11 protein-coding genes are annotated in these 13,357 nt (G+C 69.6%); 9 read left to right on the forward strand and 2 right to left on the reverse strand.

Going from position 1 to position 13,357, the window contains the following annotated elements; genetic code table 11:
* Positions 1–3: 3 nt before the first annotated feature.
* The 4 genes from ACQHIV_RS07475 to ACQHIV_RS07490 all read left to right on the forward strand — a co-directional run bounded on the left by ACQHIV_RS07475 (position 4) and on the right by ACQHIV_RS07490 (position 5,108).
* Positions 4–372 carry a nuclear transport factor 2 family protein gene (locus ACQHIV_RS07475; RefSeq protein WP_427892729.1) on the forward strand — a complete coding sequence of 123 codons (369 nt, stop codon included), beginning with the start codon at positions 4–6 and terminating at the stop codon, positions 370–372.
* A gap of 40 nt (positions 373–412) precedes the next feature.
* Entirely contained in the window at positions 413–1,456 is a 1,044-nt protein-coding gene (locus tag ACQHIV_RS07480; protein ID WP_427892730.1) for a M4 family metallopeptidase, read from the forward strand.
* Positions 1,457–1,579: 123 nt separating this feature from the next.
* On the forward strand, positions 1,580–3,331 hold the full coding sequence (locus ACQHIV_RS07485; protein WP_427892731.1) for an ABC transporter ATP-binding protein: 1,752 nt from the start codon (positions 1,580–1,582) through the stop codon (positions 3,329–3,331).
* The gene (locus ACQHIV_RS07490; protein ID WP_427892732.1) at positions 3,324–5,108 is read left to right on the forward strand and encodes an ABC transporter ATP-binding protein; all 1,785 of its coding nucleotides are present in this window, start codon (positions 3,324–3,326) and stop codon (positions 5,106–5,108) included. The genes ACQHIV_RS07485 and ACQHIV_RS07490 overlap by 8 nt, the downstream gene beginning before the upstream one ends.
* On the opposite strand, the gene ACQHIV_RS07495 is transcribed toward ACQHIV_RS07490, so the two are convergent.
* Positions 5,099–6,451: a phenylacetate--CoA ligase family protein gene (locus ACQHIV_RS07495; RefSeq protein WP_427892733.1), complete on the reverse strand. Its 1,353-nt coding sequence runs from the start codon at positions 6,449–6,451 to the stop codon at positions 5,099–5,101. The genes ACQHIV_RS07490 and ACQHIV_RS07495 overlap by 10 nt on opposite strands.
* Positions 6,451–6,729 carry a hypothetical protein gene (locus ACQHIV_RS07500; protein WP_427892734.1) on the reverse strand — a complete coding sequence of 93 codons (279 nt, stop codon included), beginning with the start codon at positions 6,727–6,729 and terminating at the stop codon, positions 6,451–6,453. The genes ACQHIV_RS07495 and ACQHIV_RS07500 overlap by 1 nt, the downstream gene beginning before the upstream one ends.
* 259 nt (positions 6,730–6,988) lie before the next feature.
* Here ACQHIV_RS07500 and ACQHIV_RS07505 point away from each other — a divergent pair, with 259 nt between their 5' ends.
* The 5 genes from ACQHIV_RS07505 to ACQHIV_RS07525 all read left to right on the forward strand — a co-directional run bounded on the left by ACQHIV_RS07505 (position 6,989) and on the right by ACQHIV_RS07525 (position 13,102).
* A complete protein-coding gene (locus ACQHIV_RS07505) occupies positions 6,989–7,909 on the forward strand; it encodes an ABC transporter ATP-binding protein (protein WP_427892735.1) in 921 nt (306 codons plus the stop codon).
* Positions 7,909–9,255, forward strand: a complete 1,347-nt coding sequence (locus ACQHIV_RS07510) for an ABC transporter permease (RefSeq protein WP_427892736.1) — start codon at positions 7,909–7,911, stop codon at positions 9,253–9,255. The genes ACQHIV_RS07505 and ACQHIV_RS07510 overlap by 1 nt, the downstream gene beginning before the upstream one ends.
* Positions 9,256–9,378: 123 nt before the next feature.
* Positions 9,379–12,018: an alkaline phosphatase family protein gene (locus ACQHIV_RS07515; RefSeq protein WP_427892737.1), complete on the forward strand. Its 2,640-nt coding sequence runs from the start codon at positions 9,379–9,381 to the stop codon at positions 12,016–12,018.
* 47 nt (positions 12,019–12,065) lie between these two features.
* Positions 12,066–12,722 carry a DNA/RNA non-specific endonuclease gene (locus tag ACQHIV_RS07520; protein WP_427892738.1) on the forward strand — a complete coding sequence of 219 codons (657 nt, stop codon included), beginning with the start codon at positions 12,066–12,068 and terminating at the stop codon, positions 12,720–12,722.
* Positions 12,719–13,102 (forward strand): immunity protein YezG family protein, encoded by a 384-nt coding sequence (locus ACQHIV_RS07525; RefSeq protein WP_427892739.1) that lies wholly within the window; start codon positions 12,719–12,721, stop codon positions 13,100–13,102. The genes ACQHIV_RS07520 and ACQHIV_RS07525 overlap by 4 nt, the downstream gene beginning before the upstream one ends.
* The last annotated feature ends 255 nt before the right edge of the window (positions 13,103–13,357 follow it).

Raw genomic sequence — 13,357 nt, forward strand, 5'->3', positions numbered from 1 at the left:
GGGATGGCGACGTCGTTCACGTACCGGTTCTACGGAGAGCATGCGCTGGGCGGGGAGCGGCGTACTCACGAGGCGCTGCGGCGCTGGTGGGAGCGGTGCTTCCGGCTGCTGCCCGGGACGAGGTTCGACGTGAACGACGTGATCGTCAGCGGCTGGCCGTGGAACACGCAGGTGGCGACGGCGGTGACGGTGCACGTCAACGTGGTGGACGGATCGACGTACGAGAACGTCGTCCACCAGTTCCTGCGGATCCGCTGGGGCAAGATCACCGAGGTCCGAACGCTGGAGGACACGGCGGTGCTCGAGCGCACGCTGGACCGGCTCGCCGCGGCCGGCTACGAGGAGGCGCACGCGGCGCCGATCGTCGGCTGAGATCTTCCGCAGGTGCCGACAACGATCTACCTTGTCGGCCATGCGACCCCTGACCCGAACGACTGTTGCGCTGACCTCGGCCGCGGCGCTCACCCTGGCCGCCGTCGCGGCTCCGGCCGCCGCCAAGCCGCCGACCGGCGCGACCACCGCGAAGGCGTGGGTCTTCATCCCGAACCCGGTGCAGTCCAGCGGCGACGAGACGCTCACGGACCAGAACGACTCGGCGACCGCCGTCCCACAGGGTGACTACTACGAGGTGACGCTGACCGACCTGGACGGCTCGGGCTACCTGAACGGCACCTGGGCGAACGTGCGCAGTGCGACCGGTACGCCGGCGTACACGACGAACGGCACCTACTTCTACAACCGGCACGACGACCAGTTCGAGCAGGTGATGGCGTACTTCTGGGGAACGCAGTCGCAGAAGTACCTGCAGTCGCTGGGGTTCGGGCGCGACCTGCCGCCGGTGAACGCGGAGAGCCAGGACTACCGGGTCGACCAGTACGGCCAGGACAACTCGTTCGAACGGGACAACCCCGACATCGTCACGCTGGGCAAGGGCGGGGTGGACGACGCGGAGGACGGCGAGGTGATCGTGCACGAGACCGGGCACGCCGTCCACGCCGCGCAGGTGCCGGGCTTCGGGTCGTCGGAGCAGGCCGGTTCGATCGGCGAGGCCTTCGGCGACTACTTCGCCGTGACGGTCGGCGACTGGGTGGCCCGGCAGTACGGGGTACCCGAGCGCGAGGACCTGGCGTGCGTGGCGGACTGGGACTCCACGTCGTACACCTCGACGACGCCGCACTGCCTGCGCCGGCTGGACATGAACAAGAAGTACCCGAGGGACATGGTCGGCGAGGTGCACGCGGACGGCGAGATCTGGTCGCAGGCGCTGTACCAGATCCGTACGGCGCTCGGCCCGGCCGTGGCGGACCGGATCATCATCGACGCGCAGTTCGGCTTCGCCCCGGACACCAGCTTCGCGGCGGCGGCCCGGCAGACGGTCGCGACGGCGCGGTCTCTGTACGGCCCGAGCCAGGCGGCGGTCGCACAGAAGGCGTTCGCGGATCGCGGCATCCTGTGACCTGATTGCGGGCCTGTCCGGAAACTCGGGTGCGTTTTGTCGGTGGGGCGCATTACGGTCGGTCAGGTGCTGACTCTCTTGCGGTACGGCGTTCGGGTTGCACCTGGAAGCACCCTTCTGACGATGGGTCTGGCTGTCTTCGGCTCGCTGCTGGGGATGGCGGTCACCTTGCTGACCGGCCGGGTCGTCGGGGCGGTTCCCGGTGTGGTCGAGCGCGGCCCGGGGGCGATGCCGATCGGTCAGTTCAGCTGGTTGCTCGGCGGGCTGCTCGTGGTGTTCGTCGTGGACAGCCTGAAACCCGCGGTGCAGCAGGTCGCGTCGATGGTGATGGACGCGGGCCTGGTCCGGGCGATCGGCACCGGCATCACCGGGCCGCTGCTCGCGCCGCGCCGGATCGCACACCTCGAGGACGCCGAGGTGCTCGACGTCCAGGAGCGGGCGAAGGGCAAGGGCGGGTTCCACCTCGCGCAGGGGCTCGGCAACCTTCCCTGGCTGCTGGCGAGCCGGGTGACGCTGGTCGGGTCGGCGGTGATCGTAGGCTCGATGTTCGAGTGGTGGGTGGCGGCGATGCTGGTCGCGGTGACCTTCCTGCTGGAGTGGTACGGCGGCCGGCTGATCGAGCGCGAGATCGACGTCTGGTGGGGCAACACCGAGGAGCAGCGGCGCGCGCACTACGTCTTCAACCTCGGCATGCGGGACGCGCCGAAGGAGCTGCGGGTCTTCGGCCTGCACAACTGGCTGGTCGACCGGTACGTGCGCGAGTGGACGGACGGGTACCGCCCGGTCTGGGCGCGCCGGCGGACCAACGCGAAGTGGTCGCTGCTGATCGGCGGCGTGCACCTGATCGCGAACGGGATCGCCATCCTCGCGGTCGGCCGGGCGGCGTACAACGGCTCGCTGCCGCTCACGCAGGTCGCCACCACGCTGCCCGCGATCCTCGCGATCGGCCAGTCCAGCAACGGGTTCGGCGTCGTACAGGTCCGGCGCGGGCTCTCGGCGTACCGGGCGATGCGCGATCTGCCAGGCACGATCGCGACCAGGCACCCGGAGCCGGTCGTCAGCACGAAGCACCGGGTCGAGACCATGCCGGCCCGGGAGATCCGGTTCGAGAAGGTCAGCTTCCACTACCCGGGCTCCGAGAAGGCGGTGCTGCGGGACCTCGACCTGACGATCAACGCGCGCGAGGCCTTGGCGCTGGTGGGGATTAACGGTGCGGGGAAGTCCACGCTGGTCAAGTTGCTCGGCGGCGCGTACCGGCCGACCAGCGGGCGGATCCTGGTCGACGGCGTGGATCTCGCCGAGCTCGACCTCGCGGCCTGGCAGCGGCGGGTCGCGGCGATCGTGCAGGACTTCGTGCGGTTCCCGCTGACCGTGACCGACAACGTCGTGTTCGGTGCGGTCGAGCGCGCCGGGGACGAGCTGACGCTGGCCCGCGTGGCGCGCGAGTCCGGGATCGACGACGTCGTACGGCGGTTGCCGAAGGGCTGGGACACGATCCTGGACAAGACGTTCGACGGCGGCGTCGACCTGTCCGGCGGTGAATGGCAGCGGGTCGCGTTGGCGCGGGCGCTGTTCGCGGTCCATGCGGGCGCCGGCGTGCTGGTGCTGGACGAGCCGGCGGCGGCGCTCGACGTCCGGGCGGAGTCGGAGCTCGTCGAGCGGTACCTCGAGCTGACCTCGGGCGTGGCGTCGCTGATCATCTCGCACCGGTTCTCGGTGGTGCGGAACGCGGACCGGATCTGCGTGCTGTCCGACGGCCGGATCGTCGAGGACGGCACCCACGAGGAGCTGCTCGCGCTCGACGGCGAGTACGCCGGGATGTTCCGCCTGCAGGCCGAGCGGTACGTGACCGGTCCGGAGGCCGTCGATGCCTAAGTCCTTGCGGATCCTCTGGCTGTGGATCACCACGTCGTTCCGGGCGGCGCCGTGGTTGATGACGATCTCGACCGTGCTCGTCGCGGCCCGGGCGATCACGGCGCCGGCGCAGACGTACGGCGTGAGCCGGCTGGTGCAGGGGATCGCCGCGGAGCAGTCGAGCACGATCACGTTCGGTGTCGCGATCATCGTCGGCGGTCTGGCGGTCTCGTTCCTCGCCGACGGTCTCGGTACGCCGCTGCAGGACACCGCCCAGGAACGGATGGCGGGCCGTGTGCACGCCGACCTGGTCGACGTGACGACCGGCATCCCGGGGCTGACCCACCACGAGCGGCCGGACGTCGCGGACCGGCTGGAGCTGGTCCGGGAACGGGCGTGGCGGATGGGCGTCGGTGCCGAAGTACTGCTGTGGGCGTTCGCCACCGTGACCAACACGGTGACCGTGCTGACGCTGCTCGGCTCCGTGCATCCGGTGCTGCTCGCGTTGCCGTTGCTCGGCGGCGTGCGGATCTGGTCGGCGTACCTGAGCAGCACGCGGCAGCAGAAGGCGTGGGAGGACTCGATGCCGCAGGAGCGGCTGGTCGAGCGGCTGATCGAGGTCGCGAAGGACCCGCGGACCGGCCTCGAGGTGCGCGTGTTCGGGCTCGGGAAGGTCTTGCTGGACAAGATCTTCGCGTTGCAGACCGAGCGGTTCGAGCGCCGGGTGGCGGCCGCGCGCTGGGGCGGGAAGGTGGACGGCGCGGTCCGGCTGGTGTTCGGCCTGGCGTACGCCGCCGCGATCGTCTGGGTCGTCGCCCGGGCGCGGAACGGGCACGCCTCGGCCGGTGACGTCGTACTGGTGCTGCTGCTCGCGCCGCAGGTGGACCAGATGACCGGCGGCATCGCGCAGAACGTGTACTGGGTCGGCGAGGTGGTGCGCAGCTTCAGCCGGTACGACTGGCTGCGGGAGTACGCGAAGCAGCACGCGTGGCGATCGAGCCGGACGCCGGCGCCGGCCCGGATCACCGACGGGATCGAGCTGCGGGACGTCGGCTTCTCGTATCCCGGTTCGGAGTCCGCGGTGCTGAGCGGGATCGACCTCAAGGTGCCGGCCGGGTCGGCGGTCGCGCTGGTGGGGGAGAACGGTGCCGGCAAGACGACGCTGGTGAAGTTGCTGGCGCGGATGTACGACCCGACGTCCGGGCGAATCCTGGTCGACGGCGAGGACCTGGCGACGATCCAGCCGGACGCGTGGCGGTCGCAGCTGTCGGCGGGGTTCCAGGACTTCGTGAAGTTCGAGTTCACCGCCCGCGAGGTGGTCGGGATCGGCGACCTGGAGCGGGCCGGCGACGAGGACGCGGTGCGGGCGGCCGTCGTCCGGGGTGATGCCGAGGCGGTGGTCGCCGGGCTGCCGCGGGGGCTGGATTCCCAGCTGGGCAAGAAGTTCACCGACGGCGTGGAGCTGTCCGGCGGGCAGTGGCAGCGACTGGCGCTGGCCCGCGCGTTCATGCGCGAGCGCCCGCTGCTCCTGCTGCTGGACGAGCCGACCGCGGCGCTCGACCCGGAGGCGGAGCACCGGCTCTACGAGCAGTACGCCGACGCCGCGAAGATCGCCGCGTCCGAGACCGGCGGCATCACCGTGCTGGTCTCCCACCGGTTCTCGACCGTCCGGATGGCCGACCTGATCGTGGTCATGCACCGCGGCCGCGTCGAGGAGTTCGGCACCCACGAGAACCTCCTCGCCGCCGGCGGCCGCTACGCCGAACTCTTCGAACTCCAGGCCCGCGCCTACCGCTGAAGCCGCAACGGAACGACCCGCCGGAACTTCCCGCCGGGCTCCCGCTGGGGCGGCTCGTCGGCGCGCTCGATGGTCACCCCAACGACCTTCCGCTCGGCGAGCAGCTGGGTGAGCTCGGCCCGTACGACGTCCCACGTGGTGTCGGCGGGCCGCAGGCGGACACGCAGCGTACAAGGATCCGACTGGACGAGCTGGTACTGCTGCAGACCGGGCACGCGGTCGAGCGACGTACCGAACAGCATGGGGGAGAGGTCGATCGTCCCACCGTCTGCGGCCGGCAACGAGAGCAGGTCCAGCGCCCGGCCCTGCACCCGGACCGCCGGGAAGATCCGCCCACAGGGGCAGGGATCCGGGCGCAGCATCACGCTGTCGCCGAGGTCGTACCGCAGGAACGGCTGCACCTGGTTGGCGAGGTTGCTGAGCAGTACCGTGTGCGACCACTCGCCGGCCGGCGTCGGACGATACTCCGCGTCGACCGGTTCGAGGATCGCCCAGTCGCTGTTGACGTGGTACCAGCCCTCCTCACACCCGCCCGCGAGGTAGCTGCACTCGGTCGCCGCATAGGCGGCACGGACCTTCGCGCCGAACGCCTGCGCGAGCCGGTCGCGGACCTCCGCGCTCAACGTCTCCCCGCCGGGCACCACCACGGCAGGCCGGATCCGCAACCGCCCGGCCTCCTGTTCGCCGGCGAGCAGTACGAGCGTGCCCAGGAAGCCGCTGAGCATCCCCGGATCGAAGCGATTGAGCTCGTCGACCAGCTCCGGGATCGGCCGGTCGATCGAGAAGATCCGCATCCGCTGGCCGAGTCGCGGATGGTCGAGCCGGAAGCGCGCCGTCCCCGCGACCGTGAAGAAGTGCCCGTTCGGCGCCGCGACCACCGCCGTACGACCGCCGCGGGCCAGGAGCCGGATCCCGTCGCGCGCCGACAGCAGACCGCCGGCACGTGACGCGAGGACCATGTCCATGCCGGTGTATTGCCGATCCATCACGTACAGCCCGCGCAGCCCGCTGGTGCCCGACGAGGTGGCGACCAGGTACTCGCCGAGGAACCGATGACCGACCAGCGCCGGGTCGGCCACGAACGCCTCGACCTTCGCACGGGTCACCCGCCGGTCCGTCACCCAGTCGTCGAACCGCGCCATCAGCCGAGGCTTGTCGGTCACCGGCAGCAGCGCCGGATCCTCCACCCGGTCCGGCAGTCCGTCGTACAGCTCGCGGTAGTACGGCGAGTTCTCCCGCGCGAAGGCCACCAGTTCCGCCAGCCGCTCCCGCTGCCGGCGAGCGATCCCCGCCGGCCCCTCCTTGGCGGTACGTCGCGCATCGCGGCTCAGTTCTCGCGTCATCAGAACTCCCCGAGGATCCCGTTGGTCGCCACTGTCAGCGCGTGCTCGGCTGCCTGCCACAGTTCGTCCTGCGTGCGGCCGAGCTGGGCGCACGTGACGCTGGCCTGCTGGATCGCCCCGAGTACTGCCCCCGTCATCGCGGCCGCGGTGATCGGGTCCAGGTCGGGGAAGGCCGCCAGTAGCTGGTTCGCGACCTGGCTCTGCAACCTCAGCTGGAGCCGGGCGCTCTTCGCCTGCAGGTCCGGCGTGGTGAGCACGAGCCGCGAGATCGCGGACACCTGTGCGGCGTCGCGGAACGGCGTCTGCGGCCGGCGGTGGACGGCGTACTCCCGGACCGCTCGTTGCAGGTCTTGGTGTCGGCGTCCGCGGCCGCTGCGATCCCGGCGACGGTGGTCTGGGCGGCCTCTACTTGGCAGACAAAATTGAGACACAACTGAGAAGAAACTGAGAGGTTGGCTGCAATCAGTTGCTGCTCGTTCGCCAATAGTTAACCTTCGGTCTTCACGCGGCCGTACATCCCTTTCTAATGTATTCACCATGGACACACCGCCCGCTGTCCGTGCCCGCGGCATCACCAAGTACTTCGGTGAGGTCGTGGCGCTCGATGGCGTCGACCTCGACGTCGCACCCGGTCAGTTGCACGGCCTGGTGGGACCCAACGGTGCCGGCAAGACCACTTTGCTCGGTCTGCTGCTCGGCCTCGCAGTTGCCGACAAGGGCACGTTGGACATTCTCGGTACGCCGGTCGGCCGCGCCCTCGCCGTACCCGACGGGGTCGCCGGCTTCGTCGACGGACCCGGGCTGTACCCGTCGATGACCGCCCGGCAGAACCTGTCGGCGCTGGCCGCGCTGCGCGGCGACGGGACGCTGCAGATCGACGAGGTGCTCGAGCAGGTCGGCCTGACCGACGTGGCCGACGACCGGGTCCGCGGCTTCTCGCTCGGCATGCGCCAGCGCCTCGGTCTCGCGGCCGCCCTGCTCACCAAGCCGCGGCTGCTGATTCTGGACGAGCCGTCGAACGGCCTCGACCCGGCCGGCAAGAAGCACGTGTACGGCGTGCTGAAGAAGCTGGCCGCCGACGGCACGTCGGTGATCCTGTCGAGCCACCGGATGGACGACGTCGAGGCGCTCTGCTCGGAGGTGACGATCCTGGCGACCGGCCGGGTCGCGTTCACCGGGCCGATCAGCAAGCTGGCGTCCGAGGACAGCGAGCTCGACTACCGCGTCCTCACCTCGAACCCGGCGACCGCGCGGAGCCTGGCCCGGGAGACGCCGGGGGTCCGCCCGCACGAGTCCGACGACGCGGAGCTGCTGATCGTGTCGGCGTCGGTGCCCGCGCTGGACGACTTCGTGAAGCGGCTCGTCCGGCAGGACGTCGCCGTCCGCGAACTCGCGCCGGTCGTGTCGCCGCTCGAAGCAGCCTTCCTCGCCCTCACCGAGCAGCAGGAGACCAACTGATGACAGCCACCGTGGCTGCCCCCGACACCCCTGTGGTACGCCGGGTTCCGATCACCCGCGGGTACCGGTTCGAGCTCGTCAAGCTGCTGTCGCAGTGGCGGGTCCGGGTCCTGATCGTGGCGTGCTGGCTCGCGCCCGCGGTGTTCGTGACCGTGGTCAGCCAGCAGGCGTCGCTGCCGGTCGACACCCTGTTCGGCCGGATGATGCACGCGACCGGCTGGGCCGGACCGCTGGTACTGCTGGGCTTCTCGGGATCGTGGGCGCTGCCGCTGCTGACGTCGCTGGTCGCCGGTGACGTGTTCGCGTCCGAGGACCGGCTCGGCACCTGGCGGCACCTGCTGGTCGCGGTCCGGTCGCCGCGCCGGATCTTCGTCTCGAAGGCGCTGTCCAGCCTGACCGTGATCGTCGTACTCGTGATCGGTCTGGTCGTGTCGAGCACGGTCAGCGGATTGCTTGTCGTCGGCAACCGTGAGCTGATCGGCCTCGACGGCCACCTGCTCTCGCCGGGCGACGCGGCCCGCACGGTCCTGCTCGCCTGGCTGTGCGCGCTGGCGCCGACGCTGGCGCTGGCCGCGATCGGTCTGCTCGGTTCGGTCGCGATGGGCCGCTCGCCGATGGGCCTGCTGCTGCCCGCGGTCGTCGCGCTCGCGATGCAGGTCGTGCAGCAGCTGCCGATCCCGGTCGCGCTCCGGCTGGCGCTGCCCGGCTACGCGTTCATCAGCTGGAACGGGCTCTTCACCGAGCCGGCGCAGAGCGGGCCGCTGCTGATCGGTGTCATCGTCAGCCTGGCCTGGGCGGTTGTCGCGACCGGCCTGGCGTACTTCCTCTTCGTCCGCCGCGACTTCACGAACCCGACGCACGACGGCTCCGGCCGCCGGGCGTTGACGGCCGGACTGGTGCCGCTCGTCGTACTGCTCGGTGTCAGCACCGCGGTCCTCACTCCGGTGACCGGCTTCGGTTCGGGCATCGACCAGGACAAGGTGCAGCGCGCGGTCGCGGTCGAGTTCGCCCACCTGTACCGCCTGCAGACCAAGCAGCTGAACCGGGCCGATGTCACCGAGGCTCAGCTGCGGACCGCTGCCGAGTGCACGAAGGGCGGCGACCAGGTCGCCGCCCGCGGGCCCGGCAACGACTGGCGGTGCGTGATCAGCTGGCACATCCCGGGGGTCGACGTGGCCGGCTCGGCGATCTACCAGCTCGACATCAACCCACTCGGTCGGTACGTGTCCGACGGGGACGGACCGAAAGAAGTGAACGGCTTCTTCCTGGTCCGGACCCCGTCCGGGGACGAACCGAACCCCCTGTGGCAGTTCGACGGCAATATCGAACTGCTACCCGTCAAGTAGTGCCAACCCGAAGGGATTACTCCCATGCAGGTAACACGCCGCCGCAGGCGTGACGAAGAGGGCTCGTCAGGTCCCCTGCGCCGCAGATTACCACTGGTCACGGCGGGGGCCACGGCCGTCGCGGTGACGCTCGGTGGTACCGCGGCAGCCTCGACGACCGGCTTCGGTCACGACCAGGTCGGCCAGGTCACCGACAAGGGCCAGGTCGTCTCGTCCGACCAGTACATCAAGCCGCTCGGCGACCGTCTCGTCCTCCAGAAGGGCAAGATCATGTCGTCCTCGGTCAGCCCCGACGGCAGCCACCTGGCCGCCTCGGTGACCGACGGCGGGATGGCGCTGGCGATCGTCGACCTGAAGAACTGGAAGGTCCAGCAGTACGTCGGCAACAACGCCGCCGCGGACCTCAAGATCCCGGGCAACGACGTCGGCCAGGAAGGCCCGACGTACTCGCCGGACGGTAAGCAGGTCTGGCTGGGGCAGACCGACGGCTACCGGAAGTTCACCATCAACGCGGACGGCTCGCTCGCGAACCCGGCGTTCGTGTCGATCCCGGCCGACGGCGCGAAGCACTCGCTCGCGGCCGAGGCCGTGTTCTCCGCGGACAGCTCGACCGTGTACTCCGCGGTGAACGGGCAGAACCGGGTGGTCGCGATCGACACCGCGACCGGAACGATCAAGCAGAGCTGGGCGACCGGCAACGCGCCGCGTGACCTGGTCATGGTCGACGGCAAGCTGTACGTGAGCAACGAGGGTGGCCGGACCGCCAAGGACGGCGACACCACGCTCAACTCGTACGGCACGAACGTTGTCGCGAACAACGACTCGATCACCACCACCGGTACGGTCAGCGTGATCGACACCGCGAACCCGTCCGCCGCGGTGGCGAGCATCCCGGTGGGTCTGCACCCGACCGCGATCTACGCCAAGAACGGCGCCGTGTTCGTCACCAACACCGCCAGCAACACGGTGTCGGTGATCAACACCAAGTGGGGCAAGGTCACCCAGACGATCGCCACCCAGCCGTGGGCCGAGGCCTCGGTCGGGTACGAGCCGGACGGCGTCGCGCTCACCGACGACGGCCACCTGCTGGTCTCGCTCGGTCGCGCGAACGCGGTCGCGGTCTACAAGTACAACAACCCGCTGGAGCCGGTCAGCTACGTGGGTCTGCTGCCGACCGACTACTTCCCGGCCGAGCTCGCGCAGGTCGGCAAGGACATCGTGGTGTCGAACACCCGCGGCATCGACGCCCGCCGCGACACCACGGCCGCCGGTCACGGCACGCACGACACCACGTCGAGCCTGACCAAGTTCCAGCTGCCGGACGACCAGACGATCAAGAAGTACACCAAGACCGTCTTCGACCAGAACGGCTGGACGAACGGCTCGGCGCAGGTCGCCACCGACCAGGGCCACCGCAACCCGGTGCCGGTCCCGGCGAAGCTCGGTGACCCCTCGACGATCAAGCACGTGTTCCTGCTCGTCAAGGAGAACCGCACCTACGACCAGGTGTACGGCGACATGCCGGAGGGCAACGGCAACCCGGCGCTCGCGCAGTACGGCGAGAACGTGACGCCGAACCAGCACGCGCTGGCCCGCCAGTTCGGGCTGTACGACAACACCTACGACATCGGCACGAACTCCGCCGAGGGTCACAACTGGCTGATGCAGGCCGACAACCCGGAGTACACCGAGTCCTCGGCCGGTGAGTACCTGCGCAGCTACGACACCGAGAACGATGCCCTCGGCCACCAGAAGAGCGGCTTCCTCTGGACCGGCGCGCAGGCGGCCGGCAAGTCCGTCAAGGACTACGGCGAGTTCCTCTCGATCGAGCAGAAGCCGGCCGGCGCGAGCTGGCAGAACCTGTACTGCGACACCAAGCAGATGCAGGCCGGCGCGGACACGAAGTACCCGATCCAGGTCGGCTCGGCGATCCCGTCGCTGAACAAGGTCGCCGTCCAGGGCTTCCCGCAGTTCGACACCACGGTGCCGGACATCTACAAGGAACAGGTCTGGGAGAAGGACTTCAAGAAGAACGGTCCGGCGAACCTGAACATGTTCTGGTACTCCAACGACCACACCGGCGGGACCGCGAACGGCCCGGCGCAGGTGGCCGACAACGACCTGGCCGTCGGCCGGACCGTCGACGCCATCACGCACAGCAAGTACTGGAAGGACTCGGCGATCTTCATCGTCGAGGACGACTCGCAGGCCGGGCTCGACCACGTCGACGGGCACCGGGCGCCGATCCAGATCATCAGCCCGTACGCGCAGCACGGCGTCACGGACAGCCACTACTACACGCAGATCACGATGATCCGGACGATCGAGCAGATCCTCGGGATGAAGCCGATGAACCAGAAGGACACCGCGGCCACCCCGATGTTCGGCGCCTTCACCAGCAAGCCGAACTTCACGCCGTTCACCGCGCTGGCCAACCGGACCTCGCTGACCGGCGGCGTGAACCCGCTGCCGAGCTGTGGAGCGGACACCCCGGCGGCGCAGAACCCGAACGTCGCGGCCGCTCCGACCGCCACCGTTCCGGCCGGTATGGAGGCGACGGCGGCGCAGTGGACGGCCTGGAAGGACCAGCAGCGGACCACCGGCCCGAACGCCCGGGCCGACTTCGCGAACCCGTCCCAGATGAACCACTACAACTGGTACGAGGCGCACAACTGGTCGACGCCGTACCCCGGTGAGAGCCAGATCTTCGCGCCGCAGAACGTTCCCGGCGCGGTGATCCCGGCCAACGAGAACGACGGCTGACACTCTCCGGTAACCACAAGTTAAGAACCGGCCTGTAGAAACACTGCATGCCACAGCAAACGCGGGCGTCGGCCCGGATCGAGCAACCCGCCGATCCGGCCGACGTCCGCGTCGTCGGCTACGGCCCGGACGAGCCGCCGGTGGTGCCGGACAGGTACGCCGAACTGCCGGTGCACCAGGAGAAGTCCGGCCACGGCGACGACTGGAACCCGCACCTGATGGACCCGGAGCCGTCGTCGGTGTACGTCGTCGACGACCGCTACCTGTACGTCACCGACGCGCACGGCCGGGTGGCACACGCCGAGGGCTGGCTCGGATTCCTGCCCTCGAAGGACAACGAGGACCGCCGCAACCTGGACGCGCAGCGCGATGCCGGCAAACCCGACCGGCAGAAGACCGACGACGGCGGGCACCTGTTCGGTACGTCGTTCGACGGGCCGGGCGAGTCGATCAACATCACCGCACAGTCGCGCAACCAGAACCAGGCGGTGAAGGGCGTCACCGACAACTGGCGCCGGATGGAGGAGAGCTGGCAGGCGATGCGGGCCGCCGGTGTCCAGGTGCACGCCGCAATCGACGTCAAGCATCCGAACGGTACGACGCGCCGCCCGTCCAGCCGCACCGTCGTGTCGCGGCACGAGGGGAAGCGGTCGCCCCGGAGTATCTTCAGGGAGACCAAACCCGCGGCCAAGGGAGCCGGATGAGCGAGATCGGTGTCATCGACACGATCGCCCGCGCGCTGGTCGCGGACCTGCCGGCCGGGTGGCGTTCGGTGACCGCGGTCTACCGGGCGACGTCGTCGTACGCCGAACTGGACGCGGACGTGGACGGGTCGCAGGTCGAGGTGTTGCCGGAGGGACTCGAGGACCACTTCGAGGAGCTGCGGCGGGAGATGTACCGGCCGGACAAAGGCACCTGGTTGACGGCTCAGCTGACCATCACGTCCGACGGCCACTTCGCAACCGACTTCCAGTACGACGAACGCCCGGACTGGTCGATCGAGGTGGACGAACGCATCTACCAGGACGACCTGTCCGTGTTCCCCCGGGACCGGGAGAACACCCCGAGCTGGATGCGTAGCTGATCCGCTGCTCCGGCGGGACGGTGGTTGGCCCTCGCGGGGCCTGGTGGTTCCTCCGGCTGGGCGGTGGTTGGCCCCGGCGGGGCCTGGTGGTTCCTCCGGCTGGGCGGTGGTTGGCCCCGGCGGGGCGGTTGGGTGAGTGGGGTTAATTGGGTGGCAGGCGTGGTGGGGTGCTGGTAACGTCGCCGGTCTGTCTTTTCGGGATCGAATCGAACCGGATGGATCTGCTCCGGGGCGGGACCCAGCTCACGATTCGAG

The sequence above is a fragment of the Kribbella polygonati genome, from assembly GCF_050320105.1.
Lineage (GTDB): Bacteria > Actinomycetota > Actinomycetes > Propionibacteriales > Kribbellaceae > Kribbella.